Source organism: Citrobacter braakii, from assembly GCF_002075345.1.
Classification (GTDB): domain Bacteria; phylum Pseudomonadota; class Gammaproteobacteria; order Enterobacterales; family Enterobacteriaceae; genus Citrobacter; species Citrobacter braakii.
On the sequence record NZ_NAEW01000013.1, the window covers coordinates 36,542 to 62,650 of the forward strand.

Genomic DNA, 26,109 nt, shown 5'->3' on the forward strand with positions numbered 1-26,109 from the left:
CTAAGTCTGGTGAGTATGCCATACGTTGTTGTCCGAATGCTTAAACGACATTTTTTCCGTCGCGTCATCCTCGCAAGCCTGCCGTGTCTGGCGCTGGTTGGCTGCGTCCCGAACGCGGTGAATCATATTATCGGCGACCCCTCGCAGGAGAAAATTCCGCCTCATCAACTGGCGGACTACCTTGCAACAGACTGTAGCGATATCTGGTCGCTGTCTGGTCAGCCCACAGAGACCAATCCGCTGTACTGGCTGCGGGCGATGGATTGCGCCAATCGCCTGATGCCGGTACAGGCGCGTAGTGAAGCCAGCACGATGATGCCTGATACCTGGCAGGGGGCTTTCAGGCGCGGGATCCTGCTTGATAACGCCAACATTACGCCGCCTGAAAGGCGGGAGACGGTTACGCGCCTCGACGCATTAAGCCCGCAAATTCCGCCACAGGTACGCCCGCTGTATCAGGTCTGGCGCAGCAGTCAGACGTTGCAGCTGCAGCTGGCCGAAGAGCGTATGCGCTACAGCAAGCTTCAGCAGGCGTCAGACAGCGATCTTGATACCTTACGTCAGCAGCAACAACACTTGCAGTCTCAGCTCGATCTCACGACCCGCAAGCTGGAGAATCTAACCGATATTGAACGCCAGCTTTCCACGCGCAAACCTGCCGGTAGTTACAACCCTGATGCGCCGCACGGGAACGATAAACTCACCCCACCTGATAACGAGGAAGGCGCAGCGCCGTCTGCCGATGAGGTCACGCCATGATAAGCCGTAAGCCCGCGCATCTGCTGCTGGTGGATGACGATCCCGGCCTGTTGAAATTACTTGGAATGCGCCTGACCAGCGAAGGCTACAGCGTCGTAACCGCAGAAAGCGGGCAGGAAGGGTTACGGGTACTGAACCGTGAAAAAGTGGATCTGGTTATTAGCGATCTGCGCATGGATGAAATGGACGGCATGCAGCTGTTTACTGAAATCCAGAAAGTGCAGCCGGGAATGCCGGTTATTATCCTTACCGCTCACGGTTCCATCCCCGACGCCGTTGCGGCGACTCAGCAAGGGGTGTTCAGCTTTCTCACTAAGCCGGTGGATAAAGACGCGTTATACCATGCGATCGACGGGGCGTTGGAACAGTCTGCGCCTGCCGCTGATGACAGCTGGCGTGAGTCCATCGTCACCCGCAGCCCACTGATGCTGCGTCTGCTGGAACAGGCGCGCATGGTGGCACAATCGGACGTAAGCGTATTGATCAACGGCCAAAGCGGAACCGGGAAAGAAGTTTTTGCCCAGGCCATTCATAACGCCAGCCCGCGCAGCCACAAGCCTTTTATTGCCATTAACTGTGGCGCATTGCCGGAACAACTGCTGGAGTCTGAGCTGTTTGGTCATGCGCGCGGCGCCTTTACCGGCGCGGTGAGCAATCGTGAAGGGCTATTTCAGGCCGCGGAAGGCGGGACCCTGTTTCTCGATGAGATTGGCGATATGCCCGCGCCGTTGCAGGTTAAATTGCTACGTGTATTGCAGGAGCGAAAAGTCAGGCCGCTGGGCAGTAACCGCGATATCGATATTGATGTGCGGATCGTTTCCGCGACCCACCGCGATTTACCCAAAGCGATGGCTCGGGGGGAATTTCGCGAAGATTTGTACTATCGCCTCAACGTGGTGAGCCTGAAGATCCCAGCGCTGGCCGAGCGTACGGAAGATATTCCGCTGCTGGCAAACCATCTGCTGCGCCAGTCTGCTGAACGACACAAACCGTTCGTGCGCGCCTTTTCGACCGATGCCATGAAACGGTTAATGACCGCCAGTTGGCCTGGTAACGTGCGTCAGTTGGTTAACGTGATTGAGCAGTGCGTGGCGTTGACCTCTTCGCCGGTGATCAGCGACGCGCTGGTGGAGCAGGCGCTGGAAGGGGAGAACACCGCGCTGCCGACCTTTGTTGAAGCGCGTAACCAGTTTGAACTCAACTACCTGCGTAAGCTGTTGCAAATCACCAAGGGCAATGTGACCCATGCGGCGCGAATGGCGGGGCGCAACCGCACCGAATTCTACAAGTTGCTCTCTCGCCATGAGCTGGATGCAAACGATTTCAAAGAATAAATCTGCGGATTATGTTAGTTTTATTCGATCAAAAGACAGGCGACCTTTTCAAGGAATAGCATGAAAAAGATTGATGCGATTATTAAACCCTTCAAGCTGGACGACGTCCGCGAAGCGCTGGCTGAAGTCGGCATTACCGGTATGACTGTAACAGAAGTGAAAGGGTTTGGCCGTCAGAAAGGCCATACTGAGCTGTACCGTGGTGCGGAATATATGGTGGATTTTCTGCCGAAGGTAAAAATTGAAATTGTGGTCACCGACGACATCGTCGATACCTGCGTCGACACCATTATTCGTACTGCCCAGACCGGTAAAATCGGTGACGGTAAGATTTTTGTCTTCGACGTGGCACGCGTGATTCGTATTCGCACCGGTGAAGAAGACGACGCGGCAATCTAAGCCGCGCCGTGCTTGCCGGATGGCGGTGTAAACACCTTATCAGGCCTACAATATCCCGTAGGCCTGATAAGCGCAGCGTCATCAGGCATGAGTAATTACAAGACTTTATGCGGGCCGAAGCATTCGTAATGAATGTTCTCGTTTTTCACGCCCAGGCCGACCAACTGCTTCGCGGCAAACTGCATAAAGCCAACCGGACCGCACAGATAAAACTGCATCGCCGGATCGCTGATTGCGCCTTCCAGTTTGTTCAAATCCATCAGACCAACGCTATCAAACGCACCTTTCGCGCGATCGGCTTCGGTTGGCTCACGATACCAGGTGTGTGCGCTAAAGCGTGGCAGCGTTTTGCCCAGTTCATTCACTTCATCGGCAAAGGCATGTACATCGCCATTTTCTGCCGCGTGGAACCAGTTAACCTGCGCCGTATGATTCGCTTTTGCCAGCGTATCCAGCATCGCCAGCATCGGGGTTTGACCCACGCCTGCTGAAATCAGAGACACTGGGGTATCGGTCGCGACGTCCATAAAGAAATCGCCCGCAGGTGCGGCTAAGTGAACGATGTCGCCAACATTCGCATGGTTGTGCAGCCAGGTGGAAACCTGACCACCGTCTTCACGCTTCACAGCAATACGGTAGCCTTTGCCATCGGGTTTACGGGTCAGTGAGTACTGACGAATTTCCTGATGCGGGAAACCTTCCGGCTTCAGCCAGACGCCCAGGTATTGCCCCGGATGATATTCAGCCACTGCGCCACCGTCGACAGGTTCAAATTCAAAGCTGGTGATAAGCGCACTGCGTGGGGTTTTTGCCACGATGCGGAAAGGACGGGTACCTTCCCAGCCGCCATTTTTATTGGCATTTTCGCTGTAGATCTGCGCTTCACGGTTGATGAAAACGTTCGCCAGCACGCCGTATGCTTTGCCCCATGCATCCAGAACTTCCTGGCCTGGGCTGAACATTTCGTCCAGCGTTGCCAGCAAATGGCCACCTACGATGTTGTACTGCTCCGGTTTAATCTGGAAGCTGGTATGCTTCTGCGCGATTTTCTCAACGGCAGGCAACAGCGCCGCCAGGTTCTCGATATTGCTGGCATACGCGGCAATAGCGTTAAACAGCGCTTCCCGCTGATCGCCATTACGCTGGTTACTCATGTTGAAGATTTCTTTCAGCTCTGGGTTATGCGTAAACATGCGATCGTAGAAATGGGCGGTCAGCTTCGGGCCTGTTTCAACCAGCAGGGGAATGGTGGCTTTCACTGTAGCGATGGTTTGTGCGTCAAGCATACGGTCTTCCTTTATCTGAAATTTTAATGATGTATGTCAAATGCATCTTATAAAAAATACCCCTGCATTGTAAATGGTTCTTTGTCACTTTGCGTTGTAAAGGTTACATCGTGAAAAATATGCATCACAAACCTGAAAAGAAATCCGTTGAAATTCAGCAGACCTTTGTTCTCCAAAGCCTTGCGTGCCGTGAAGGTAATCGTTTGCGTAAAATCCTTTGTCAAGACCTGTTATCGAAGAATGATTCGGTTATACTGTTCGCCGTCGTCCAACGGGACTGCCTTTTTAGGCCGAAATTCTATTGTTAGCTGAGTCAGGAGATGCGGATGTTAAAGCGTGAAATGAACATTGCCGATTATGATGCCGAACTGTGGCAGGCTATGGAGCAGGAAAAAGTACGTCAGGAAGAGCACATCGAACTGATCGCCTCCGAAAACTACACCAGCCCGCGTGTTATGCAGGCGCAGGGTTCTCAGCTGACCAACAAATACGCTGAAGGTTATCCGGGCAAGCGCTACTACGGCGGTTGCGAGTACGTTGATATCGTTGAGCAATTGGCTATCGATCGTGCAAAAGAGCTGTTTGGCGCTGACTACGCTAACGTACAGCCGCACTCCGGCTCCCAGGCTAACTTCGCTGTTTACACCGCTCTGCTGCAACCGGGTGATACCGTTCTGGGTATGAACCTGGCGCAAGGCGGCCACCTGACTCACGGTTCCCCGGTTAACTTCTCTGGCAAGCTGTACAACATTATTCCTTACGGTATTGATGAGTCCGGTAAAATTGACTACGAAGATATGGCTAAGCAGGCCAAAGAGCACAAGCCGAAGATGATCATCGGCGGCTTCTCTGCTTACTCCGGCGTTGTTGATTGGGCAAAAATGCGTGAAATCGCCGACAGCATTGGCGCATACCTGTTCGTTGACATGGCTCACGTTGCGGGCCTGATCGCCGCAGGCGTTTACCCGAACCCGGTTCCACACGCACACGTAGTGACCACCACCACCCACAAAACCCTGGCAGGTCCGCGCGGCGGCCTGATCCTGGCGAAAGGCGGTGACGAAGAGCTGTACAAAAAGCTGAACTCCGCGGTGTTCCCAAGCGCGCAGGGCGGCCCGCTGATGCACGTGATCGCGGCGAAAGCCGTGGCGCTGAAAGAAGCGATGGAGCCTGAGTTTAAGGTTTACCAGCAGCAGGTTGCCAAAAACGCCAAAGCGATGGTGGAAGTGTTCCTGAACCGTGGCTACAAAGTGGTTTCTGGCGGTACTGAAAACCACCTGTTCCTGCTGGATCTGGTTGATAAAAACCTGACCGGTAAAGAAGCTGACGCCGCGCTGGGCCGCGCTAACATCACTGTTAACAAAAACAGCGTGCCGAACGATCCGAAGAGCCCGTTTGTGACTTCCGGTATCCGTATCGGTTCTCCGGCTGTGACTCGCCGTGGCTTTAAAGAAGCGGAAGTGAAAGAGCTGGCTGGCTGGATGTGTGACGTTCTGGACAACATCAATGACGAAGCCGTTATCGAGCGCGTCAAAGGTAAAGTTCTGGATATCTGCGCACGCTTCCCGGTTTACGCGTAATTCTGCTTAACGCAAAACGAAAGGCCGCTGATGCGGCCTTTTTTAATGCCTGATAGCGCTGCGCTTATCAGGCTGCTATCACAACGACTTCAGCGGCACGCTTTCATTGCACAGTGCTTCCTCGCTTACTACTCGTCCTGAATGAATTAACTTACGCAGTGCGCGCACTTCGCGTCCGTTGTTGAGCGCTACTGCGCCAATTAGCTTCCCATCATGCAGTTGGAACCAGATAGCCTTGCTGTCATCCGGATTGCCACGACATAGCCATGTTTGCCCTTGCATATCGCCAACAAATTGCAGATTGTCATTAAATTGGTCAGTCCAGAACCAGCCTGGCGTCTTCTCCGGCAACGGCAGGTTGAGCATTGCGGCAGCGGCAATCTGTGCCTGGTTATTGGCATTTTCCCAACTTTCTACCCGTTCTAACGAACCGTCGGGCTGGCGCGTTATCGCCACATCACCAGCGGCAAAAATCGCGGGTTCGGAGGTGATGCAGGCGGAGTCAACGATAATACCGTTAGCCGTCTCCAGCCCCGCTTCGCGAGCCAGCGCATCATTCGCCACGATGCCGATGCCATAAACCAGCGCATCGGCCTGTAGCGTCTCGCCGTTTTGCAGGGTAAGCGAGAGAAACTCTCCCGCTTCAGCGTGCTCAATGGCGCTGTTGAGCAGCACCCGCACCCCTGCCTGTCGGTGGCGGTTTAGCAGATAGTCGCGCACCGGAGCAGGGGCGTTGCGGCCCATTACCGTTGAGGCCAGCTCCACTAACGTCACCCGACAGCCGCGTTGGATCGCGCTGGCCGCTAATTCCAGGCCAATGGTGCCCGCACCGACAATCACAATCGACTTGCCCGGCAGCAAGGCACCGCGCAGACGCTCGGCATCTGTGGCGTGACGCAGGGTAAAGCAACGTTCGCCCAGTTTATCCAGTAGCGGCAGCGGTCTGGCGGCGGCCCCGGTCGCCAACAGCAACTGCGACCAGCGGTAGGACTGACCATCGGCGAGCATCAGCGTGCGCGAGGTGCGGTCAATCTGACGCAGCGTGACGCCAAGATGCAGCTGTACGTTGTTCTCCCGCCACCAGTCAGCGTTCAGGATCGGCTGTCGTTGTGGATTTTCGTCCAGTAGCATCGCTTTGGAGAGCGGAGGGCGTTCATAGGGCTGATACGGCTCATCGGAAAACAGATGCAATTCGCCGTTAAATCCTTGCTGACACAGTGCGACGGCGGCCATTGCCGCAGCCTGACCACCGCCGACGATAGCGATAATTTTAGGGCTCATAACGCCTCCTCAGAGATCCAGTCCGGCGGCAACGTGACGAATACCGCGAATGCCCAAACCGGCATCGGCATTGATCATCACGCCACTCAATGTGCGATTGTTGCGCTTTGACGCCAGCATCACATACGGGCCGGTAAAATCCGCTGGCTCAGGAAAAAACTGCAACGGCAAAATGGCGGCGATTTTTTCCGGCGTCAGCGACTGCATAATCGACGTATCGCCCTGGCCCAGCGCCTGTGGGCCGCGCAGATCGGTCGCCATGCCGCACGGACCGACGCCGTTGACGCGCACCTTTGGCGCCAGCTCGTAGGCTAACTGGCGAATCAACCCGGTGGCGGCATGTTTAGAGGCGGTATACAACGGACCGCCGCCGCCGGGATACCACGCCGCGTTGGAAAGGGTAAAGATGATGTTGCCTTCGCTGGCGATAAGCGCAGGGGCGCAGGCTTTTGCGCCCAGCAGATAGCCCAACACGTTGACGTTAAACAGCTCATGAAAGCCGCTCTCCAGCGCGTCCGCTGGCGTATTGACCAGCGAGGCGTTGTGATCCCATATCCCGGCGTTGCCGATCAAACAGTCCAGCGTGCCGTAGCGCGCCAGAATTTGATCCACCGCGCGCTGATAGTCGGCGTAGCAGGTGACGTTGCCTTCTACTGCCAGCACATGTTCGCCAAAACGTTGGCGCAGGCTGGCGACTTTGGCTGGCGAAAGTTCCAGCGTGGCGACCCGCGCGCCTTCCTCAATGAAACGCTCGACCAGCGCCAGGCCAAGACCGGAGCCGCCGCCGGTGATAAAGACCACGTTATCGCGTAAATCGCTCATCTCGCGTCCTCTGGAATATCAACGAACACATCACTACCTTCCACGTACACCGCGTAGGTGGTCAGCGGATCGGTGGCAGGTAAACACAACGCCTTACCGGTTTTCAGGCAGAAACTGGCGGCATGTAGCGGGCATTCCACCGTCGCGTCGTCTTCCAGATAACCTTCCGACATCGAGGCATTACCGTGGCTACAGCGATCGTTAATGGCATAAAACTCGCCGCCAACGTTGAACAGCGCGATGACAGGCGAGGTGTCGAGCCGGAGCGCTTCACCCTCCGGCAAATCCCCTACGGGGCAGGCATAAATACGACTCATCAGAACAATACACTCAGGTTATGGGAGGTGATCACCGCTTGATCCAGCACGATCTCACGCTCCAGTAAGCGCCACTCATCGCCCGGTAAACGGCGCACTTTGTCCATGCGCATGCCGACGTAAAAGGTTTCATCGCGCTCTTTTTGCGCGCGATACAGCAGATAGTTAAGGCGCACGGCGAACACATCCGGCACTTCGGTTTCACTGACCTGACAGTTGCTGATCAGGTGCCGGGTACGCGACGGCGGCTCCTCTGCCCAGGCCATTCCGGTTTCCAGTCGCGCAATACGGCGTTCAAGCTGATCTTTATTGTCGTTAAAAATCCAGGTGGTTGGCGGCTGCACGCCTTTGCGACGATCGCGCGTCTGGGCATTGACCGTTGTGCGCATGGTATAGCGAATGTCGTCATCCAGCTGTGCCAGCCAGTCGCGAAACTGCCAGTCATCCAGCAGGCTGGCTTCATGGTAGAGAAACTGCGTAATGCGGTGATGCAGTTCCAGGGAAACTAAAGCACTCATTTCATCACCTCCTGCTGGTAAGCGGCGGTTTTTTCCTGCACTTCCTGCCAGCTTTCGCTGCTGAGTAAATCAGCCCAGCGCTGATACATGCCGCGGGCGGCGGTTTCTGAGAAGATGTAGTTGGTGATCCCCGGAATGCCGTCTTCACGACGTCTCTCCTGACCTAACCCCATTTCCAGGCACAGTTTGCTATTACGCGCCCGATGGCCCTTCAGCAGTTTTTGAATTTCACACCAGTTTTCCGAGTCGTCCTGTTCAAGGAATCCGGCGGGGCCAAAAGCGCGCGTAGCGCTGTTTTCAAATGCGGCTTTCACTTCATCAGAGGCGGCTTTATCGGTAATACAGAACGCCCACACTTCAACCTGATCAGGACCGCGCGGATGCCAGACGCGCAACGTAGCGGTACCATTGAGCCAGGAAAGCGTTGGAAAAATGTTGTTGTGACCGGCCAGACGCAGGGCACGAACCTTACCCAGACGCTGTTCAGCTTCCGCGTAGGTGTCGCGGTAGTAGCTGGAGACTTCGCCGTCGACCCACACGTTGGCATCCGGCTTTTCAGTAAAGAAGAAGCCGCTGCCGTGCCCGTCCTGGCCGAACTGTAGTGCATCTTTGGCAGTTTCCCACACCGGGCGAGCGGTTTGTCCGTCACCGAGGCGTTTATCGCTACCGTCGTCTTTTGCCCCCAACACCTGCACAGCGGAGGCATGACTGAACAATGCGTGATACTGATCGCTGGCAAACTGTTCGGCGGGGAATTTCCAGTTACAGTCGATGGTCCACTTCTGTACGCCGCCGACGATTTCTGTGCCGCCTTCGCGGCGGTCAAGCACACCGTCGAGATACCACGCGATGTCGCCGAGATAATCGCGTAGCGTGGGCGCGGTGGTGTCCCAGTTGCCGAAAATCAGCCCTTTATAGCTCTCTACGCCAGGAACTTCGTTCAGTCCCCAGTGCGATTTGCATAGCCCTTGCGGGTAAGCGCGAGGCTCCAGCGGAACGTCGATCAGCTCGCCATTGATACCGTACGACCAGCCGTGATACGGGCAGGTAAAGGCGCGAGTGTTCCCGCAGTCGGCGTAGCTGACGCGCATCGCCCGGTGGCGGCACTGGTTGAGAAACGCTTTGATGCTGCCGTCTTTCTGGCGAACCACCACGACCGCATCCTCGCCCATGTAGGTGTTAAAAAAATCACCGGCTTTGGGGATTTGGCTTTCGTGGGCGAGAAATAGCCAGCAGCGCCCGAAGATGCGTTCCAGTTCCAGTTGGTAAATTTCTGGGTCAGTATAAATCCGTGGGGTTACACGACCGTTTTGCGTGTCGATCAGTTGGTAGATGTCTAAATTTGAGGGTGTGGTCATATTTTTTAATCCTGAAAGATAAGATGTATTGACCTTCTATTTTTGTGCCATAAGGATGTTGCTGGTTAGTTATCAATCTGTGAAATAGTAAATTTCTACCAGTTGAGACATTTTTTCGATAACAAGGAGAAGGGCATGGAACTGAGGCACTTACGCTATTTTGTGGCGGTGGCGCAGGCGCTGAATTTCACCCGGGCGGCAGAAAAGCTGCATACCTCTCAGCCGTCATTAAGCAGCCAGATCCGCGATCTGGAAACCTGCGTGGGCGTTCCGTTACTGGTGCGGGACAAGCGAAAAGTTGCGCTGACGGCGGCCGGGGAGTGCTTTTTACAGGATGCGCTGGCGATCCTTGAGCAGGCGGAAAATGCCAAAGTTCGCGCCCGTAAAACGGGGCAGGAAGATAATCATTTCGCTATTGGTTTTGTCCCTTCCGCTGAGGTGAATTTGCTCCCGAAGGTGCTACCCTTATTTCGTTTAAAACAACCGGATACACACATTGAGCTGGTAAGCCTGATAACCACCGAACAGGAAGAAAGGATCCTCAACGGAGAACTGGACGTGGGCTTAATGCGTCACCCGGTGTACAGCCCGGAGCTGGATTATCTGGAGCTGATTCATGAGCCGCTGGTCGTGGTGTTACCGGTGAATCATCCGTTAGCCAATGAGCAAGCGATCTCCGCAGAACAGTTACACGGCGTAAATTTTGTCAGTACCGATCCCGCTTATTCCGGGGCGCTAGCGATGATTGTCAAAAACTGGTTTCAGCAGCAGGAAAGCCAGCCCAATATTGTGCAGGTAGCGACCAATATTCTGGTGACCATGAATCTGGTCGGCATGGGGCTGGGGGTGACTTTGATACCCGGTTATATGAATAATTTTAATACCGGGCAGGTGGTTTTTCGGCCTATTGTTGGCGATGTTCCGACCATTGCCCTGCTGATGGCGTGGAAAAAAGGGCCAATCAAACCGGCATTGACCGATTTTATCGCCACTGTGCATGAACGTTTAGCCGTGAGCCTGGCGGAGTAATGACTACAGCTCGCTAAGCTGTGATTCGACATAAAGATAGCCAATTCCCATGAGTTGCTGAGGGCGATTAAGCTGACCGAAGCTTATCTGAGTTGCTCTGGCACGCGGGTTATCGCCGTGATCGAACGGATTAAACCCGGTTTGCTGTACCAGCGTATTGAGCCAGCTATCGCCAAATGCACAGCTACGACCATACAACCATATTTGATTAATGTTCAGTATATTCAAAAAATTATAAAGACTCAGGCCGATGGCGCTGGCGGCATGTTCGGCCCAGGCCTGAATGCGAACATCTCCGTGTTGCCAGGCAGTTATAAGCTGGTCGGTGGTGAGCGTTTCCGGGTCGTAAAGGGATGTCGGCTGCGATTTCATCCACACGCGGGCCTGCTTTTTCAACGCGCTCAATGACGCCACTGTTTCCAGACAGCCATAACGGCCACAGTCACAGGCGATCCCATCGGGATGAATGATGGTATGTCCAATCTGACCGCTGCCATACAGACTCCCGCGCCAGATGTTATCGTTAATCACAAACGATGAGCCAATACCGTAATCAACGTTAATCACGCAAAAATCACCGTTAGCCGCCGGGTTTTGCCATTTTTCCGCCAGCGCCAGCATCACGCAGTCATTATCCAGCCGGACCTGTACGCCGAGCATCTCCTCCAGCAGATATTTTATTTCCACCGGTGTTTTCCACGGCGCCTGAGGCATGGTTTTTGATGCGCCGGTTATCGGATCAACCTGACCGTGAACGCCAAGCGCCAGATTAATCGTGACCTCGGGAAATTGTCGACGGTATTCCCGCCAGTGCGCCGCCAATGCTGTCAGCAGCGCTTTTGGCGATTCGGGGTTGATGACTTCATGCTGCCAGTCGCCGACGGCAACCAGCCGAGCATCCGCCAGTTGACTGGTGATGCTGGTGGGGGTGACGTTGATACACAGCGTCCAGGCACCTTTTTCTGGCAAATGGTAGCTGCCACTGCTCAAACCGCGCTGGCTTAAAGTTTCTCGCGAATGGCTGATTCTTCCTTCATCCATCAGTTCTTCGAGGATATTGCTAACCGCCGGGATCGACAGGCTGGTGAGCTGCGCCAGCTGTGACTTGCTGAGCTGCTTTTCTCGCCACAGATGTGACAAAAAAATCTGTTTATTCGCCTGACGTACCCTGGCGTTGTTGAACCCCGAACGCTGCATTCACTTAACTCCCTTAACTATATTGCGTGAGCATTGTGCATTTTAACGCCACTTAACTGCCGCAGAATAGCATCAAGTTGAATTTTTACTTTTGTTTATTAAGTGGAGCGCGGCATGTACGGTTCAGTAAAAGTTTGGCAGGAAACGATCACCCTCCCCACGTGGACAGCGGGTGAAGAAGACGCCAACCCAATGTTTCTGGAAAAGCGAGTTTATCAGGGGTCTTCAGGAGCGGTTTATCCCTATGGCGTGATTGATACGCTGACCGGCAAACGTGAAATGCGCGACTATCAGGCGGTATGGATGGAGAATGACTTCATTCGCATCATGCTGCTGCCGGAGTTAGGCGGACGCATTCATCGAGCGTATGACAAAGTGCAGCAGCGCGACTTCGTCTACTACAACGAAGTGGTAAAACCTGCGCTGGTCGGTCTGCTTGGGCCGTGGATCTCTGGCGGCATTGAGTTTAACTGGCCGCAACATCATCGCCCGACCACCTTTATGCCGGTGGATTTTACGCAACAGCAGGGTGAGCAGGGCGAATACACCGTCTGGATGGGCGAGGTAGAGCCCATGCGTGGTTTACAGGTCATGACCGGATTCACGCTGTATCCGGATCGCGCGTTGATCGAGATAACCGGGAAGGTTTTTAACGGTAACGCTACCCCGCGCCACTTCTTATGGTGGGCGAATCCGGCGGTGAAGGGCGGCGACGATCACCAGAGCGTGTTTCCACCGGATGTGACGGCGGTATTCGACCACGGTAAGCGCGATGTCTCTGCGTTTCCCATCGCCACCGGCACATACTACAAAGTGGACTATTCGGCTGGCGTGGATATCTCGCGCTACAAAAACGTACCAGTGCCGACCTCCTATATGGCTGAAAAATCTGATTATGATTTTGTTGGTGCCTGGCATCACGGCGAGCGCGGTGGGTTGCTGCATGTGGCCGATCACCACGTTTCGCCAGGGAAAAAACAGTGGACTTGGGGTTATGGCGACTTTGGCGTTGCCTGGGATCGTAATCTCACTGATGACAACGGTCCGTATATCGAACTTATGACCGGGGTCTTTACCGATAACCAGCCGGATTTCACCTGGCTTGCGCCGTACGAAGAGAAAGTCTTCGTGCAAAACTTCCTGCCTTACAGCGAACTGGGTATGGTGCAAAACGCCAGCACGCAGTTGGCGCTTCGTCTGGTGCGTGAGAGTCGCCAGCTTTCTGTGGGCATTTATGCGATTGCGCCGTTACGCGATGTTCAGGTTACGCTTGCCGCACACGGGCAGCCATTCTATGAAAATACACTCACTCTGGAGCCGGGACAGAGCTGGCTGACTGATGTGTCAGACAATGACCATACCCGGGTGACAATGACCGTCACTAACGCCGATGGTGCTACGCTTTTGCAGTACGAAGAGCACATCGCGCAAGAGTTACCGCTGCCTTCGGCGGCCGTCGCGCCAGCACAGCCAGAAGCACTCTCTAATACCGATGAACTCTATTTTATTGGTCAGCATCTGGAGCAGTACAACCATGCCAGCCGCTATGCTGAAGATTATTATCGCCGCGCGCTGGATGTTGATCCGCTGGATTACCGCAATAATGTGGCCCTGGGGACGCTGGCGCTAAACCGCGCGGACTGGGCGCTGACGGCGCATTGTGCGAGTAAGGCGCTGGAACGGGCGCATAAGCTCAATAAAAATCCGCGTGATGGCGAGGCGAGCATGCTGCTGGCCGCCGCACAGGAACGTCAGGGCGACGATGACAGTGCTTGGGATCATTATTATAAGGCCAGTTGGAGCGGCAACTGTCGGGATGCGGCTTTCTGGTCGTTAGCGCGTCTGGCGATGAAGCGTCAGGACTACGTTGGCGCGTTGGAAAAGGTCGAGCAGAGCCTGCGCTTTAACGGCAGTAATAACCTGGCGATGGGACTGAAAGCGCTGGCGCTGGCAAAACTTGATCGCATTCCGCAAGCCCTGGACTACATTCGCCAACAGCTGGTTGATTATCCTCTGAGCTACACCCTGCACTATGCGCGCTGGGCCATATGTCAGGACGAGGCGACGGCGCAAGCGCTGATCTCGATTACCGGGCGGCGCGGAACCAACGCGTGTGAACTGGCAGGCTGGCTGATCTCATTGGGGCAAAAGGATGCTGCCCGTGGCGTGCTGGAACTGCTCGACAGCCAGGAAACGCTGCCTATGCTGTGGCGCGCCTCGCTAAGTGACAACCCACAACCCTTCATCGAACGTGCCCGCGAATGCCTGCAAAACCGCGTTCGTTTCCCCAATACGCTGGATGAAGTGCAGATGCTGCAAACCCTCGAACAGAGCGCTTTTGCCCGCTATTTACTTGGCTGTTTCTGGTACAGCAAACGGCGTTATGCCGAAGCGGTATCCTGCTGGCAGTTTACCCTTGCGCAGGAAGCGGACTTCGCTCCTGTACACCGCTTACTGGGGATCTATGCCTGGAACAAACTGCATGATGCGCAGCAGGCGATGCAGTATCTGTCGCAGGCCGTGGCACTGGAGCCGCAAAATGCCCGTTTCCTGTTTGAACTCGACTATCTCAAGAAGCTGATGGCGCAACCGGCTGAGCTGCGCCTGCAGCGACTGGAAGCCAGCAAAGAGATTGTCTTCCATCGTGACGATCTGACGGTGGAACTGCTCAGTCTGTGGAATGGATTAGGGCGTTACGACGATGCCGCAGCAGTATTACGTGAGCGCGTGTTCCATCCGTGGGAAGGTGGTGAAGGCAAAGCCACCGGGCAATATTTGCTGAATCAGATGCATCGTGCGCTGGCTGCCATTCAGTCCGGCGACCCGCAAACCGCCATCGCGCAGTTGCAACAGGCGTTGCACTACCCGCAAAACCTCGGGGAGGGGCGTTTACCCGGACAAACGGATAACGATATTTGGTATTTACTGGGACATTGCGCGCAGCAGCAGGGGTGTTTTGATGAATCCCAGCGTTACTTCTCCCGTGCGACACGCGGCGGTAGCACACTGGATGCTGGCCGTTACTACAACGACCAGCCTGTGGATTATCTCTTCTGGCAGGGTATGGCGCAGAGAAAACTTGGCGATGATGCTCAGGCGAACGCTCTGTTTAATAGCTTCCTGCAATGGGTTGAATCGCATCGCGACAATGTCCCGGATGTCGATTTCTTTGCCGTATCGCTACCCGATCTGGTGGTACTGGATACCTCAGCACAAGCAAAACACCAGCAACACTGCCTGTTTATCAGTGTGCTCGGGCATCTGGGGTTGGGAAATAGTGCTGCTTGCCAGCGCGATCTTGACGCACTCCTGCAGCTCAATCCGGCGCATGACAAGGCATTACTGCTACGTCACGCCATTAACGTAAGGCTTTTCCAGTAACACCCGAAATGGGTGGGGGCAACCTCACCCGAAACCTACTGTCCCCTGCGTTTCCCTGAAAGAGGAATCATAATGAATAACGCGCAGACACATTTAAAGATTGGTTACGTCTGGACTATCTGCCTGGTTGCGGCCTGCGGTGGTTTACTGTTTGGCTATGACTGGGTGGTGATCGGTGGGGCAAAACCCTTCTATGAAGCCTATTTCTCGATTACCGATCCGGCGCAATCCGGCTGGGCGATGAGTTCGGCTTTGGTCGGTTGTATCTTTGGCGCGCTGATTTCCGGATGGTGCGCCGATAAGTTTGGCCGAAAGATGCCGCTGATTCTCTCGGCGATCCTCTTTAGCGCTTCCGCCTGGGGAACTGCCGTCGCCAGTAATTTCGACATGTTTATTGTTTATCGCATCGTTGGAGGCGTGGGGATTGGTCTGGCGTCTGCGCTAAGCCCGTTGTATATCGCCGAGGTTAGCCCGGCTGAAAAGCGTGGGCGCTTTGTTGCCGTTAACCAGCTCACTATCGTGATTGGCGTACTGGCGGCGCAGCTTATCAACCTGATGATTGCCGAACCTGTAGCCTCAGGCGCTACGCAGCAGGCGATTGTGGAAAGCTGGAACGGTCAGACGGGCTGGCGTTGGATGTTTGGCGCTGAATTAGTGCCCGCGATAATTTTCCTGGTACTGATGTTCTTTGTACCTGAATCGCCGCGCTGGCTGGTGAAAGCAGGCAAAGCCGATCGTGCGCGTACCATGCTGCAGCGCATTGGTTCGGCGGAATATGCTGGTCAAACGCTGAAAGAGATTGAACATACGTTGCAAAAAGATAATCACAAGGTCGCGTGGTCAACGCTGTTACAACCGCAGATCAAACCGATCGTGATTATTGGAATGGTGCTGGCAGTGTTCCAGCAGTGGTGTGGGATCAACGTTATTTTCAACTATGCGCAGGAGATCTTCGCCTCTGCCGGATTCGACATCAACGGTACGTTAAAATCGATCGTGGCGACAGGGATCATCAATCTGGTCTTTACCCTTGCCGCTCTGCCGTTAGTAGACAAAATTGGTCGCCGTAAACTGATGTTGTTCGGGGCGTCAGGATTAACGGTTATCTATATGCTGATTGCCGGGGCGTACGGGTTGGGCATTATGGGCTGGCCGGTTCTGGTTCTGGTGCTGGCGGCGATCGCTATTTATGCCCTGACGCTGGCCCCGGTGACCTGGGTGCTGCTGTCTGAAATTTTCCCTAACCGCGTCCGCGGGCTGGCGATGTCGCTCGGTACGCTAGCGCTGTGGATTGCCTGCTTCCTGCTGACCTATACTTTCCCGCTGCTCAATGCGAGTCTGGGCGCGTCGGGAAGCTTCCTGTTGTACGGTGTGATTTGCGCGATGGGATTCATGTATGTTCTGCGTAATGTTCCGGAAACCAAAGGCGTGACGCTGGAAGCGCTGGAAGAGCAGCTGGCGGCGCAGCATACGAAAGTTGGCGCATCAGCCCAACAACGAAGCGCTCGCTAATGGATGGTCTGCTGATGCTACAAAACGCACATCTGCGGATGTGCGTAGATCCGCAGGGCGGTTCGCTATTAAGTCTGGTTTCGTTACAACATCAACAGGCAATTTTACGCGAAGGTCATGGTCAGCAGCCCGGTGATTGCGGCCTGTTCCCGATGCTGCCGGTCGCGAATCGGGTGGCGGGAAATCGTTTTATGCTGCGCGGTGAAGAGGTGGTGTTACCTCAACATGGCGCAGATGACACCTTTTTCCTGCACGGTGACGGCTGGCTGCAACGCTGGCAGGTTATCACCGTGACCCAAAGCGGTTGTTTGCTGCAGTTGCGCAGTTGGCATCCCTGTGGCTATGACTATACGGCGCAACTTTGCTATCAACTGGAAACCTCAAGCCTGCACGTCTCGTTGACGCTCACCCATTGCGGTGAACAGCCGATGATTTATGGCTGTGGGTTCCATCCGTTTTTCGCTTTTGATAAGCACAGCACGGCGCAATTCACCACCAGCGGCTACTGGCCGGAGGGGGAACAGCATCTGCCGCTGGAATGGCAACGTGAAATCCCTCCAGCGGCGGATTTCATGTACGCGCAATACGGCGAGGATAGCTGGCTAAATGTTGGATATTCTGGCTGGAGCGGACGGGCCGTTATTCAGCGAGATGTGATGAAAGTCACGATTTTAGCGCAAACTCCATGGTTGATGCTGTTCAGAATGTCGGGTGAGGAGTTCTTGTGCCTGGAGCCGCAAACGCATCCGGTGAATGCCCACCACATGCAGGGGCAGCCGGGATTGCAGGTTTTAGCGCAGGGAGAACGCTGCCATTTTGTGATGCAGATTTGCGTCGAATAGGGCAAAAATCATGTTATCTGCCTGTTAATGCTCTCTTGCGCCAGCCTACGTTTGTCGCCAGACTATCGCCTCCAAACGGGAGGGATTCATGGCTTTGCATTCCACGCGCTGGCTGGCGCTCGGTTATTTCACCTACTTCTTTAGCTACGGTATTTTTCTGCCTTTCTGGAGCGTCTGGCTCGAAGGGCTGGGGCTGACGCCGGAAACCATCGGTTTACTGCTGGGCGCGGGGCTGATTGCCCGTTTTCTCGGCAGTTTGCTGATTGCGCCGCGCGTAAGCGATCCCTCTCGTCTGATCTCCGCTTTACGTATTCTGGCCCTGTTGACGCTGGTGTTTGCGCTGGCCTTCTGGGCGGGCACCAACGTGGCGTGGCTGATGGTGGTGATGGTCGGCTTTAACCTGTTTTTCTCGCCGCTGGTGCCGTTGACCGACGCGCTGGCCAACACCTGGCAAAAACAGATAACCATGGACTACGGTCGGGTAAGACTGTGGGGATCCGTTGCCTTTGTGATTGGCTCCGCGCTGACCGGCAAGCTGGTGAGCCTGTTTGACTATCGGGTGATCCTGGTCCTGCTGTCGCTTGGCGTCGCGTCGATGCTATTGGGGATGATGATCCGCCCGAGCGTGCAGCCAGCAGGGGAAAACCGTCAGCAGGAGAGCGCTGGATGGCCCGCCTGGCGCGTGTTGATAACCCAAAGCTGGCGTTTTCTTGCCTGTGTGAGTCTGTTGCAAGGTGCGCATGCCGCTTATTACGGTTTCAGCGCCATCTACTGGCAGTCTGCCGGATATTCCGCTTCGGCGGTGGGCTATTTATGGTCATTAGGCGTGGTGGCGGAAGTGATTATTTTCGCTCTCAGTCACAAGCTATTCCGCCGCTTTAGCGCGCGCGATTTGCTGCTGCTTTCCGCCGTTTGCGGCGTGGCACGTTGGGGGTTGATGGGCTGGAGCACTGAGCTACCGTGGCTGATTGTGGTGCAAATCCTCCATTGCGGAACCTTTACCGTCTGCCACCTGGCGGCAATGCGCTATATCGCGACGCGCCAGGGCAGCGAAGTGATACGTTTGCAGGCGGTGTATTCTGCGGTGGCGATGGGCGGCAGCATCGCCATCATGACCGTATTCGCAGGCTACCTGTACCAGAATCTGGGCAACGGCGTATTCTGGGTGATGGCGCTGGTGGCGCTACCGGCAATCTTTCTGCGCCCGAAGGTGGTGGCGCAGCCTGCAACGTTATGATTCGAGGATTTTGCGGATCTGCTGCTGCTGATGCGGCGTAAGTGCCAGATCCGCATGAATCAACGGCGGTGAAAACAGCGGCAGCGGCGTGGTATACGGCGTAATAATCAGAGTGACTCCGCGCGGCGAACCCTGTTTTTGAAAGTCCTGCATCGGCATATGTTTTACGTTGAGCGGCAGCAGCGTCAGTTCGCGCAGCTGTTGCTCAATATGCGTTTCAAGTTGTTCATTGTTGCCGGTCAGCAGGATAATCTGCTTCTCGTGCAAATCCTTCTCCTGCATCAGCCAGGCACCGAAAATAACGGCGACCAGCCCGATCTCTTCTTCTGAAAACTGCACATCGTACTCCGCTTCGAAGCCATGTATCGCCTCGCGGGTAGTACGAACCAGACGGGGATAAAGTCGGCTGAACTCCTCCGGCAGCGTGTTATCTATGCCAATGGCAAACACGCTGCGGTTAAGCGCCTGGGCAAGGTGAATATACAGCTGATCGTTCAGTCCTTGCTCATCGCTGAAGCGTACATTGCCATACTCGCGAAAACGCAGCACCAGCCGTGCAATAGCAAGACGCAGGCGACGATCCTGCTGGTGGTTATCGCGCACAGGGTCGGGGATACGGAGCATTGAGAACAACAACGCCATAAACAGCGATTCGCCCGGCGGCGCACTCTGCATGACGTGGCGCTGCCAGTGGCGGCCAATTTCCTCCGCGAGCGGATACTCTGCGCAGGATTGCGCCCAGCGTTGCTGGAGCGGATTAAATTCCGGGGTGACTCCCGCGTGATGCTGTAGCAGACAATACTGTAAATACAGGCGCAGGAACTGGATGTCACGGTACTCAAACGGCTTCTGCAAGCGCCGGGAGCACAGATTAATGAGCGCATGCAGATTGGTGTCGTCATACAGCGTACGCGCGATACCTTGTTGTTTCAGCGCCATTTTTAATGCGGGTGTGAAATGCTGGGCGATGAAAGTCGGGCAGATCCGCAGACCGCGGCGCAGCCACTGCAACAGACACAGGCGCTGATTTAGCGGGGTCCCTTCGATCGTATAGCCGCCATTCAGCGCGGTGGTAATCGCGAGTCGGTGATAGCGCTGGATTTCGAGTCCTGCGCCAATAATATCTTCCTCAACAGTGGCATCATCAACGCCATTGAGGCTACTGAAGGTTTGAGCTGTAGCGATTTGCCCTGGCAGGAAAAGCGTCAGCAGCACCTGGCAACGGCGCTGGGGAGCGGAAAGTACAGATGGTGGAGCAAGCGTTGACATCATCTGTAGGATCTCCCGTAAGTATGTTTGATAAGAATAGCTAAAGTTTGCTCATAGATTTGGAGAATGGAATGCTTTCCACCAGGAATGCTGGAGAGCGTCACAGAATTTTTAACGTGCGGAACAGATAGCAGGAGTGGAACGCAGCGCGTTAACTGGCTTTTTCACTGTTTTATCTTCTATTGAGACATAAAAAAACCCGCCTGAGGGTGACGGGTTGAGAAGACGAGTGGAAATGCGAGGTCTGTTGTTACTGCTCGCGGCTCAGCGTTAATCCCACATCACCGCCAGGATGTACAGACAATAGCGTCTCTTTTGAGTAACCGCTTTCGCTCATCAGACAGGCGCAGGCGGCGTCAAAGATAGCCAGGACCAGTAAAATTGAGGTGGTGGCCAACATGTTCAACGGGTCGGCCTCACGCTGGACGCCGGTGGAAATCACCAGCCTCGACGCTTTAGCAATGGCTGAGTCGGCGTTTTCAGTCACGCTCAGGATGGGCACATTTCTCGCAGCCAGTCCGGGCAGCAGTCGGGTGAGTTCATCCGAATTTCCCCCGCGTGATAGCATAATGACCAGGTCGTCGGCGCGTAAAAAACCGAGATCGCCATGCGCCGCATCCGTCGCGTTGAGGTAAATCGCCGGACGTTCCACGCAGGCGAGCATGTGCGCAACTTTACGCGCCGCAATACCGGATGTACCGACGCCAGTGACGACGATTTTCCCCTGGCAACCGCGCAGCTCCGCCATTAGCGACTGCCAGACCGGTTCAGTCAGATGCTGTCCCAGACCTGCGAGGGCATCGCTATAGAGCTGAAATACGCCGGTGGCCTGAGACCAGGAGTCACTCATGCGTCCTCCTGCATCAGTTGGCGGTATTTCATATGATCCTGATACATCTCGTGGAATACCCGATATTTGCGATCGTAGTACTGCTTAATGCGATTGGTCTGCGGGGTGACCGTTTTACCAATCCGGCTCATTGCCGACATCGCTTCCGGGAACGTGTCGAACACGCCTGCGGCGATAGTCCCCATCATCGCGCCGCCCAGCAGCATGGCTTCGCTCTCTTCAGGCAGCAGCATGGCGCAACCGGTGGCGTTGGCATGCTCCTGAACGAAGATTGGGTTTTTCGTCCCGCCGCCGCTGGCCATAATCGTATCGATGGTGTAGCCGCTTTGGTTCATCGTTTCAATGATATGGCGCGTTCCCAGCGCAATGGCCTGGATGGTTGCGAGGTACTGGAGCGCCATATCTTCCGGCGTGCGGGACAGCTTCAGTCCGGTGATTGCTCCCGTGAGCGTGGGGTTAGCGCGCGGCGAGCGGTTGCCGTGGAAATAGGGCAGGATGTGCATGTCTCGGGTCAAAAAGGCGATATCTTCCGGCTCACCAGCCATTTTACGCAGCAGCGCATTCAGCACTTCATAAATGGTTTGCCCCTGAGACTTAGCCTGCGTCAGCAGGGTTTCGTAACACGGATGCGACTGAATAACGTGGTCGATTAACGCCCCGGTTGCTGACTGCCCGCCTTCATTGAGCCAGTATTCCGGCAGTACGGCTGAGTAGTAAGGACCCCAGACGCCGCCGATAAAACGCGGCTCTTTGGAAATCGCCATGTGTCCGGTGGAGGTGCCACCAATTAGCGCGACACGACGGTCAAAATCCGCCACCTCGCCGGAAACTCCGCTTGCGCCGAGCGTACCGAGCGTGCCGGCGTGGGCATCGATTATCGAGACGCTGACCGCGGTCCCCGGAATCAGTCCCATTTCGCTGGCGGCGCGCGCGGACAGCCCGTGACCGAGCGGTTCGCCCATGGTTTTCACGTAGCGACCAATTTTGGCAGCATCATGTTCCAGCAGGTCTTCCAGCCCAATCTGGCGGAAATAGCTGGCATCCCATTTGTCTTCATGGCCCATATAGGTCCATTTACACACTGTCGAACACAATGATCGTGTGTCATCGCCAGTTGCGCGCCAGGTCAGAAAATCGGGCAGATCAAAGTAGTAACCCGCATTGGCCCAGGTATTGGGCATATGCTGCTTCAGCCACAGCAGCTTGGGCGTTTGCATTTCCGGGGAGATAATGCCGCCAACGTAGTCCAGCACCCGATGATGCAGGGCGTTAATGCGTTCAGCCTGGGTAATGGCGCGGTGATCCATCCACACAATGATGTTCTGTTCGCTGCGCCCGGACGGGCTGATGGTCAGCGGTTTACCTTCTTTATCCAGCACCACCAGTGAGCAGGTAGCGTCAAAGCCCAGACCTTTCACCTGGATTGGGTTGATATCCGACTGGTTAATCGCATCGCGAACCGCGTTACACACCGCCTGCCAGATGTTATCGGAAGACTGCTCAACAAAATCGGCCTGCGGGCGGTAAATCTCGATAGCCCGACTGGCCTGGCCGACCATTCTGCCGTTGAGATCAAACACGCCGGCACGGGCGCTTCCGGTTCCGACATCCACACCAATAAAGTAACTTGCCATAATTTTTTCTCCTGAAATCAGGCTTTACGATTCTGTAATGCGATAAAGAGGATCAGCACCGCGCCCCACAGGGCCATCGTCAGATAGCTGCTCACCCCCAGCAAGTTAAGGCCGCTTTCCAGCATTTGCAGCACAATCAGCGCCAGTACCAGGCCGATAATGCGCCCGAAACCGCCATCCGGGTTGATGCCGCCGAGGACGGAGGCAAGGATGGTGACCAGCAGGTATGACTCACCGTATCCGGCTTTTGCCGAGTTGAATTTCGCCATCATCAGAATGGCGGCGACCCAGCCGAGCAGGGCAGAAATCACGTACACGGAAATTTGTACCCGGACGGTATTTACGCCGCTGTAGCGGGTAGCCTGTTCATTGGAACCCACGAGATACAGACTGCGCCCAAGCGTGGTGTGCTCCAGCAGTACCCACAGCAGGATTGCCACCAGGAAAAAGAGCAGCAGCGCTACCGGAATACCGGCAATCGTGGCGTTACCAAGATATTGAATGGCGGTCGGGAAACCGGAAATCACTGTCCCATTGGAAAGCAGAATATTCAGCCCGGAGATAAGCGTCATCGTGCCGAGCGTGGCGAGAATCGGCGAAACCCCGACCCAGGCAATCAGCGCGCCGTTGAGCGTACCGATTGCGACCGCCACGGCAGCGCCTGCCATCAGCGCCAGCACCAGAAACAGCGGGTTATCCGGATGGGTGACGATAATCGCCGCCATTACCAGCGAGCAGGCATTCGCTCCTGCAATTATCGACAGGTTTATGCCGCCGGTCAGCATGGTCATACCCATCCCGAGGGCCAGCATGCCAAGGATCGGCAGCTGCGAGCCAATCGACTGGAAGTTAGCGACGCTGAAAAAACGGCTGCCGAGCAGGGCCGAGAAGACCAGGGCGACGACCACAATAATGACGCATTGCAGACGAATGATGGCATCACCGGGTAAAAATCTGGCGATTGTTTTCATCTCAAAGCTCCCTTGCCAGTTTGCGTTTTTCGTTCCAGGCCGTGGCGCTAATGCTGACCAGGATAATGGCGCCGCTGAACACGGTGTGCCAGTAAGAGGAGACGCTGAGCAGCGTCAGGCCATTTTGTAAGAAGGCCAGCAGAACCACGCCGAGCAGGGTTCCGGTTAATGTTCCGCGTCCGCCGCTCATGCTGGTTCCGCCGAGCACGACCGCCGCCAGCACCGTCAACTCAAAGCCGAGCAGCGAATTGGGCGCAACTGACTGGGTGATTTGCGCCTGAACCACGGCGGCAACGCCTGCCAGAATGCCCATGTAGCCATACACGTAGAAATGCAGCTTCAGCAGATTCAGCCCCAGGCGCGAGGCCGCATCACGATTACCGCCCATGGCGTAAACCTGACGGCCAAGACGGGTATAGTTCATCAGCACGGCGGTAAAGATGATCACAGCCGCCAGGCACAGCAGAGGCAGTGTCAAGCCGTAGTCGTAGCCATCCGCCGCGGTGAACGAGAACCAATTGATGCCGTTCATAAACCAGTCCGGAAAGCCGTACAGCCAGGTGCCTTTGGTGGCGTACACCAGCAGACCGTAGTAAACGTTCAACGTGGCGATGGTAATGATGATGGCCGGAACGCGCAGCCAGTAGACCAGGAAACCATTAATAAGTCCCAGCAGCAGACCCACCGCAATCGCGATGATTAACGCCAGCGCGAAGTTGCCGCCGTGGCCGATAACCCAACTGGCCATCGCATACTGGGCTATCGCGGTCATCGCCGGAAATGAGATGTCGATCCCGCCGGAAATCAGTACCACAAACAGCCCGCAGGCAAGGATGCCGAGAATCGCATAGCTGGTAGCCACATCCGTCAGGTTCCCCAAAGACAAGAACTCATCGGTGCTGATGCTCAGCCCAACGGCAAGGGCCACAACCAGCAGGCCCAGCCAAAATTCATGTTGCCCGATTAAACGGGAGAGATGCATCTTATTCATTGATTACCTCGACCACTTCAGCAATCTCCTCTTCACGGCACTGATGAGGATTAAATTCCGCCACCAGCCTGCCGCGACGCATCACCAGCACGCGGTGGCTGTTGTAATACGCTTCCGGGATTTCATCGCAAATCATCAGCACCGCCATACCCTGTTCCGCCAAATCGCGGGCTATCTGGTAAATACCCTCTTTGTTGGCGATATCTACGCCTACGGTAGGGGAGTCGAGGATCAGGATGCGGGGGTTAGTCGCCACCCATTTGGCAATGGCGATACGCTGGGCATTACCGCCGGAAAGGGTTTTAACCGGCAGGTGTGGATCGGACACTTTGATATTCAGCTCGCGGATCAAGTCGGCGACCAGTTTTTGCGCTTTACGGTGATCGAGCAGGCCGCTGCCGGTATGCAGTTGATCAAACACCGTGACGATGGTGTTGTCGTAGATCGACTGCTCCATGATCAGCCCCTGCGTCAGGCGATCTTCTGAGACGTAGCCGATCCCATGTTTGATGGCGTCATGGTTATTGCGAAGAGTGACCGGCTGGCCGTTAATGCGAATCTCACCGCTTTCTGGGTGCGTCATGCCAAACAGGCTCAGACAAAGTTCGGTGCGTCCGGCGCCCAGCAGGCCCACAATGGAGACAATCTCGCCGCCGTGCAGCGACAGATTAATGTTTTGGTATTTGCCTCTGCGGCTGAGGTTGCGCAGTTCCAGCAGGGGCTCTTGCTCAATAGCGGGTCTTTCCGGCAGCGGGCTATAGTGGAAGCGTTGTCCGGTCATCAGGAAAGCCAGCTCGTGGCTGTCGAGTTCGCTGGCAGGATAAGTGCCCACCAGTTTGCCGTCGCGCATCACGCTGATGCGGTCAGCCACTTCCATCACTTCATCCAGACGGTGGCTGACAAACACTACACAAATTCCGGCAGCTTTTAGTTCGTTAACGACCCGTAGCAGGCCATTAACCTCCTGACGGGTTAGTGAGGCGGTAGGCTCGTCCATAATCACCAGACGCGCGTCGGCGGCAATCGCCCGGCAAATGGCGACCAGTTGTCGGTCGGCAATCGAGAGTTTTTCAACCTTTTTATCGGGATCGATGTTCACACCGATGCGCTTCATGGCTGCCAGCGCCTGCTGCTTCATGGCGCCACGACGTACCCAGATATCGCCACCGGGCAGATAGCGGTTAACCGCGATATTCTCCGCGACGCTAAAGTTAGGGAATAACGACAGGTCCTGGTAAATAACCTGAATGCCATAATGGGAAGAGAGCTGCGGCGTCAGGTGATGGAACAATTTGCCATCGAGTAAAATCTGCGCGCCTTTTTCCGGATGATAAACTCCGGAGATCACTTTAATAATGGTACTTTTACCACAGCCGTTTTGACCCGCCAGACAGTGAACTTCGCCTTTTCTCAGCGTCAGATTCACGTTATCCAGCGCCAGCACGCCCGGGAATTGTTTGCTGATATTCTCAAGAGTGATAAATGCGGTGGTGTCTGCCATGGACAATACCCCTGCGAGCGCCCGGATGGACGCTGAGTGTT

22 protein-coding genes and 1 pseudogene are annotated in these 26,109 nt (G+C 55.2%); 9 read left to right on the forward strand and 14 right to left on the reverse strand.

What is annotated here, in order from left to right; genetic code table 11:
* Nucleotides 1-15 precede the first annotated feature (15 nt).
* From qseG to glnB, 3 genes are read left to right on the forward strand one after another with little or no spacing between them, the layout of a single operon-like run.
* Nucleotides 16-759: a two-component system QseEF-associated lipoprotein QseG gene (qseG, locus tag BZK42_RS20945; RefSeq protein WP_049041523.1), complete on the forward strand. Its 744-nt coding sequence runs from the start codon at nucleotides 16-18 to the stop codon at nucleotides 757-759.
* Entirely contained in the window at nucleotides 759-2,093 is a 1,335-nt protein-coding gene (glrR, locus tag BZK42_RS20950) for a two-component system response regulator GlrR (RefSeq protein ID WP_304412487.1), read from the forward strand. The genes qseG and glrR overlap by 1 nt, the downstream gene beginning before the upstream one ends.
* 60 nt (nucleotides 2,094-2,153) lie before the next feature.
* Complete coding sequence (gene glnB, locus BZK42_RS20955; protein WP_002914032.1) at nucleotides 2,154-2,492, forward strand: nitrogen regulatory protein P-II; 339 nt, start codon at nucleotides 2,154-2,156, stop codon at nucleotides 2,490-2,492.
* Here the strand turns inward: glnB and BZK42_RS29725 are convergent.
* Both BZK42_RS29725 and hmpA read right to left on the reverse strand, forming a co-directional pair.
* Nucleotides 2,489-2,584 (reverse strand): annotated as a pseudogene (locus tag BZK42_RS29725) (hypothetical protein); the annotation flags it as partial. The gene glnB and the pseudogene BZK42_RS29725 overlap by 4 nt on opposite strands.
* A 3-nt stretch (nucleotides 2,585-2,587) precedes the next feature.
* The gene (hmpA, locus tag BZK42_RS20960) at nucleotides 2,588-3,778 is read right to left on the reverse strand and encodes an NO-inducible flavohemoprotein (protein WP_019077398.1); all 1,191 of its coding nucleotides are present in this window, start codon (nucleotides 3,776-3,778) and stop codon (nucleotides 2,588-2,590) included.
* Nucleotides 3,779-4,104: 326 nt separating this feature from the next.
* Here hmpA and glyA point away from each other — a divergent pair, with 326 nt between their 5' ends.
* Nucleotides 4,105-5,358 carry a serine hydroxymethyltransferase gene (gene glyA / locus BZK42_RS20970; protein WP_003835277.1) on the forward strand — a complete coding sequence of 418 codons (1,254 nt, stop codon included), beginning with the start codon at nucleotides 4,105-4,107 and terminating at the stop codon, nucleotides 5,356-5,358.
* Between the two features lie 78 nt (nucleotides 5,359-5,436).
* On the opposite strand, the gene hcaD is transcribed toward glyA, so the two are convergent.
* Genes hcaD through hcaE form a run of 5 tightly spaced genes read right to left on the reverse strand, consistent with a single transcriptional unit; the run spans nucleotide 5,437 to nucleotide 9,654 of the window.
* On the reverse strand, nucleotides 5,437-6,639 hold the full coding sequence (gene hcaD / locus BZK42_RS20975) for a phenylpropionate dioxygenase ferredoxin reductase subunit (protein ID WP_080860027.1): 1,203 nt from the start codon (nucleotides 6,637-6,639) through the stop codon (nucleotides 5,437-5,439).
* Between the two features lie 9 nt (nucleotides 6,640-6,648).
* Nucleotides 6,649-7,461: a 3-phenylpropionate-dihydrodiol/cinnamic acid-dihydrodiol dehydrogenase gene (gene hcaB, locus BZK42_RS20980; RefSeq protein WP_019077395.1), complete on the reverse strand. Its 813-nt coding sequence runs from the start codon at nucleotides 7,459-7,461 to the stop codon at nucleotides 6,649-6,651.
* Complete coding sequence (hcaC, locus tag BZK42_RS20985) at nucleotides 7,458-7,778, reverse strand: 3-phenylpropionate/cinnamic acid dioxygenase ferredoxin subunit (RefSeq protein ID WP_016154025.1); 321 nt, start codon at nucleotides 7,776-7,778, stop codon at nucleotides 7,458-7,460. Before hcaC ends, hcaB begins: the two co-directional genes overlap by 4 nt.
* The gene (gene hcaF / locus BZK42_RS20990) at nucleotides 7,778-8,296 is read right to left on the reverse strand and encodes a 3-phenylpropionate/cinnamic acid dioxygenase subunit beta (protein WP_016154024.1); all 519 of its coding nucleotides are present in this window, start codon (nucleotides 8,294-8,296) and stop codon (nucleotides 7,778-7,780) included. The genes hcaC and hcaF overlap by 1 nt, the downstream gene beginning before the upstream one ends.
* A complete protein-coding gene (hcaE, locus tag BZK42_RS20995) occupies nucleotides 8,293-9,654 on the reverse strand; it encodes a 3-phenylpropionate/cinnamic acid dioxygenase subunit alpha (RefSeq protein ID WP_046275229.1) in 1,362 nt (453 codons plus the stop codon). The genes hcaF and hcaE overlap by 4 nt, the downstream gene beginning before the upstream one ends.
* A 135-nt stretch (nucleotides 9,655-9,789) precedes the next feature.
* Between hcaE and hcaR the strand changes: the two genes are divergently transcribed.
* Nucleotides 9,790-10,683 (forward strand): DNA-binding transcriptional regulator HcaR, encoded by an 894-nt coding sequence (gene hcaR / locus BZK42_RS21000; RefSeq protein ID WP_046275228.1) that lies wholly within the window; start codon nucleotides 9,790-9,792, stop codon nucleotides 10,681-10,683.
* 3 nt (nucleotides 10,684-10,686) lie between these two features.
* Here the strand turns inward: hcaR and BZK42_RS21005 are convergent, their stop codons facing one another.
* Complete coding sequence (locus tag BZK42_RS21005; RefSeq protein WP_046275227.1) at nucleotides 10,687-11,880, reverse strand: ROK family transcriptional regulator; 1,194 nt, start codon at nucleotides 11,878-11,880, stop codon at nucleotides 10,687-10,689.
* A gap of 114 nt (nucleotides 11,881-11,994) precedes the next feature.
* On the opposite strand from BZK42_RS21005, the gene BZK42_RS21010 reads away from it, so the two are divergent.
* The 4 genes from BZK42_RS21010 (at nucleotide 11,995) to BZK42_RS21025 (ending at nucleotide 18,852) form a co-directional block, all read left to right on the forward strand.
* On the forward strand, nucleotides 11,995-15,261 hold the full coding sequence (locus tag BZK42_RS21010) for a DUF5107 domain-containing protein (protein ID WP_080860029.1): 3,267 nt from the start codon (nucleotides 11,995-11,997) through the stop codon (nucleotides 15,259-15,261).
* Between the two features lie 72 nt (nucleotides 15,262-15,333).
* Nucleotides 15,334-16,773: a sugar porter family MFS transporter gene (locus tag BZK42_RS21015; RefSeq protein WP_046275225.1), complete on the forward strand. Its 1,440-nt coding sequence runs from the start codon at nucleotides 15,334-15,336 to the stop codon at nucleotides 16,771-16,773.
* Nucleotides 16,773-17,615, forward strand: a complete 843-nt coding sequence (locus BZK42_RS21020) for an aldose 1-epimerase (protein ID WP_080860031.1) — start codon at nucleotides 16,773-16,775, stop codon at nucleotides 17,613-17,615. The genes BZK42_RS21015 and BZK42_RS21020 overlap by 1 nt, the downstream gene beginning before the upstream one ends.
* Nucleotides 17,616-17,703: 88 nt before the next feature.
* The gene (locus BZK42_RS21025; RefSeq protein ID WP_016154017.1) at nucleotides 17,704-18,852 is read left to right on the forward strand and encodes a 3-phenylpropionate MFS transporter; all 1,149 of its coding nucleotides are present in this window, start codon (nucleotides 17,704-17,706) and stop codon (nucleotides 18,850-18,852) included.
* Here BZK42_RS21025 and csiE read toward each other — a convergent pair.
* The 6 genes from csiE to BZK42_RS21055 all read right to left on the reverse strand — a co-directional run bounded on the left by csiE (nucleotide 18,847) and on the right by BZK42_RS21055 (nucleotide 26,068).
* Nucleotides 18,847-20,124 carry a stationary phase inducible protein CsiE gene (gene csiE / locus BZK42_RS21030; RefSeq protein WP_080860033.1) on the reverse strand — a complete coding sequence of 426 codons (1,278 nt, stop codon included), beginning with the start codon at nucleotides 20,122-20,124 and terminating at the stop codon, nucleotides 18,847-18,849. The two genes, BZK42_RS21025 and csiE, sit on opposite strands and share 6 nt — an antisense overlap.
* A 247-nt stretch (nucleotides 20,125-20,371) precedes the next feature.
* Nucleotides 20,372-20,971 (reverse strand): KpsF/GutQ family sugar-phosphate isomerase, encoded by a 600-nt coding sequence (locus BZK42_RS21035; RefSeq protein ID WP_047358248.1) that lies wholly within the window; start codon nucleotides 20,969-20,971, stop codon nucleotides 20,372-20,374.
* Nucleotides 20,968-22,605: an FGGY-family carbohydrate kinase gene (locus BZK42_RS21040; RefSeq protein WP_003847100.1), complete on the reverse strand. Its 1,638-nt coding sequence runs from the start codon at nucleotides 22,603-22,605 to the stop codon at nucleotides 20,968-20,970. The genes BZK42_RS21035 and BZK42_RS21040 overlap by 4 nt, the downstream gene beginning before the upstream one ends.
* A 17-nt stretch (nucleotides 22,606-22,622) precedes the next feature.
* Nucleotides 22,623-23,576 carry an ABC transporter permease gene (locus BZK42_RS21045; RefSeq protein WP_047416445.1) on the reverse strand — a complete coding sequence of 318 codons (954 nt, stop codon included), beginning with the start codon at nucleotides 23,574-23,576 and terminating at the stop codon, nucleotides 22,623-22,625.
* Between the two features lies 1 nt (nucleotide 23,577).
* The gene (locus BZK42_RS21050; RefSeq protein ID WP_008785467.1) at nucleotides 23,578-24,567 is read right to left on the reverse strand and encodes an ABC transporter permease; all 990 of its coding nucleotides are present in this window, start codon (nucleotides 24,565-24,567) and stop codon (nucleotides 23,578-23,580) included.
* Nucleotides 24,560-26,068: a sugar ABC transporter ATP-binding protein gene (locus BZK42_RS21055; RefSeq protein WP_016154014.1), complete on the reverse strand. Its 1,509-nt coding sequence runs from the start codon at nucleotides 26,066-26,068 to the stop codon at nucleotides 24,560-24,562. The genes BZK42_RS21050 and BZK42_RS21055 overlap by 8 nt, the downstream gene beginning before the upstream one ends.
* Nucleotides 26,069-26,109: the final 41 nt, after the last annotated feature.

Bases quoted from the DNA above. Each gene is read 5' to 3' on its own strand.
- qseG (WP_049041523.1), top strand. From the start codon at position 16: ATGCCATACGTTGTTGTCCGAATGCTTAAACGACATTTTTTCCGTCGC.
- glnB (WP_002914032.1), top strand. From the start codon at position 2,154: ATGAAAAAGATTGATGCGATTATTAAACCCTTCAAGCTGGACGACGTC.
- hmpA (WP_019077398.1), bottom strand. From the start codon at position 3,778: ATGCTTGACGCACAAACCATCGCTACAGTGAAAGCCACCATTCCCCTG.
- glyA (WP_003835277.1), top strand. From the start codon at position 4,105: ATGTTAAAGCGTGAAATGAACATTGCCGATTATGATGCCGAACTGTGG.
- hcaD (WP_080860027.1), bottom strand. From the start codon at position 6,639: ATGAGCCCTAAAATTATCGCTATCGTCGGCGGTGGTCAGGCTGCGGCA.
- hcaB (WP_019077395.1), bottom strand. From the start codon at position 7,461: ATGAGCGATTTACGCGATAACGTGGTCTTTATCACCGGCGGCGGCTCC.
- hcaC (WP_016154025.1), bottom strand. From the start codon at position 7,778: ATGAGTCGTATTTATGCCTGCCCCGTAGGGGATTTGCCGGAGGGTGAA.
- hcaF (WP_016154024.1), bottom strand. From the start codon at position 8,296: ATGAGTGCTTTAGTTTCCCTGGAACTGCATCACCGCATTACGCAGTTT.
- hcaE (WP_046275229.1), bottom strand. From the start codon at position 9,654: ATGACCACACCCTCAAATTTAGACATCTACCAACTGATCGACACGCAA.
- hcaR (WP_046275228.1), top strand. From the start codon at position 9,790: ATGGAACTGAGGCACTTACGCTATTTTGTGGCGGTGGCGCAGGCGCTG.
- BZK42_RS21005 (WP_046275227.1), bottom strand. From the start codon at position 11,880: ATGCAGCGTTCGGGGTTCAACAACGCCAGGGTACGTCAGGCGAATAAA.
- BZK42_RS21010 (WP_080860029.1), top strand. From the start codon at position 11,995: ATGTACGGTTCAGTAAAAGTTTGGCAGGAAACGATCACCCTCCCCACG.
- BZK42_RS21015 (WP_046275225.1), top strand. From the start codon at position 15,334: ATGAATAACGCGCAGACACATTTAAAGATTGGTTACGTCTGGACTATC.
- BZK42_RS21020 (WP_080860031.1), top strand. From the start codon at position 16,773: ATGGATGGTCTGCTGATGCTACAAAACGCACATCTGCGGATGTGCGTA.
- BZK42_RS21025 (WP_016154017.1), top strand. From the start codon at position 17,704: ATGGCTTTGCATTCCACGCGCTGGCTGGCGCTCGGTTATTTCACCTAC.
- csiE (WP_080860033.1), bottom strand. From the start codon at position 20,124: ATGATGTCAACGCTTGCTCCACCATCTGTACTTTCCGCTCCCCAGCGC.
- BZK42_RS21035 (WP_047358248.1), bottom strand. From the start codon at position 20,971: ATGAGTGACTCCTGGTCTCAGGCCACCGGCGTATTTCAGCTCTATAGC.
- BZK42_RS21040 (WP_003847100.1), bottom strand. From the start codon at position 22,605: ATGGCAAGTTACTTTATTGGTGTGGATGTCGGAACCGGAAGCGCCCGT.
- BZK42_RS21045 (WP_047416445.1), bottom strand. From the start codon at position 23,576: ATGAAAACAATCGCCAGATTTTTACCCGGTGATGCCATCATTCGTCTG.
- BZK42_RS21050 (WP_008785467.1), bottom strand. From the start codon at position 24,567: ATGAATAAGATGCATCTCTCCCGTTTAATCGGGCAACATGAATTTTGG.
- BZK42_RS21055 (WP_016154014.1), bottom strand. From the start codon at position 26,068: ATGGCAGACACCACCGCATTTATCACTCTTGAGAATATCAGCAAACAA.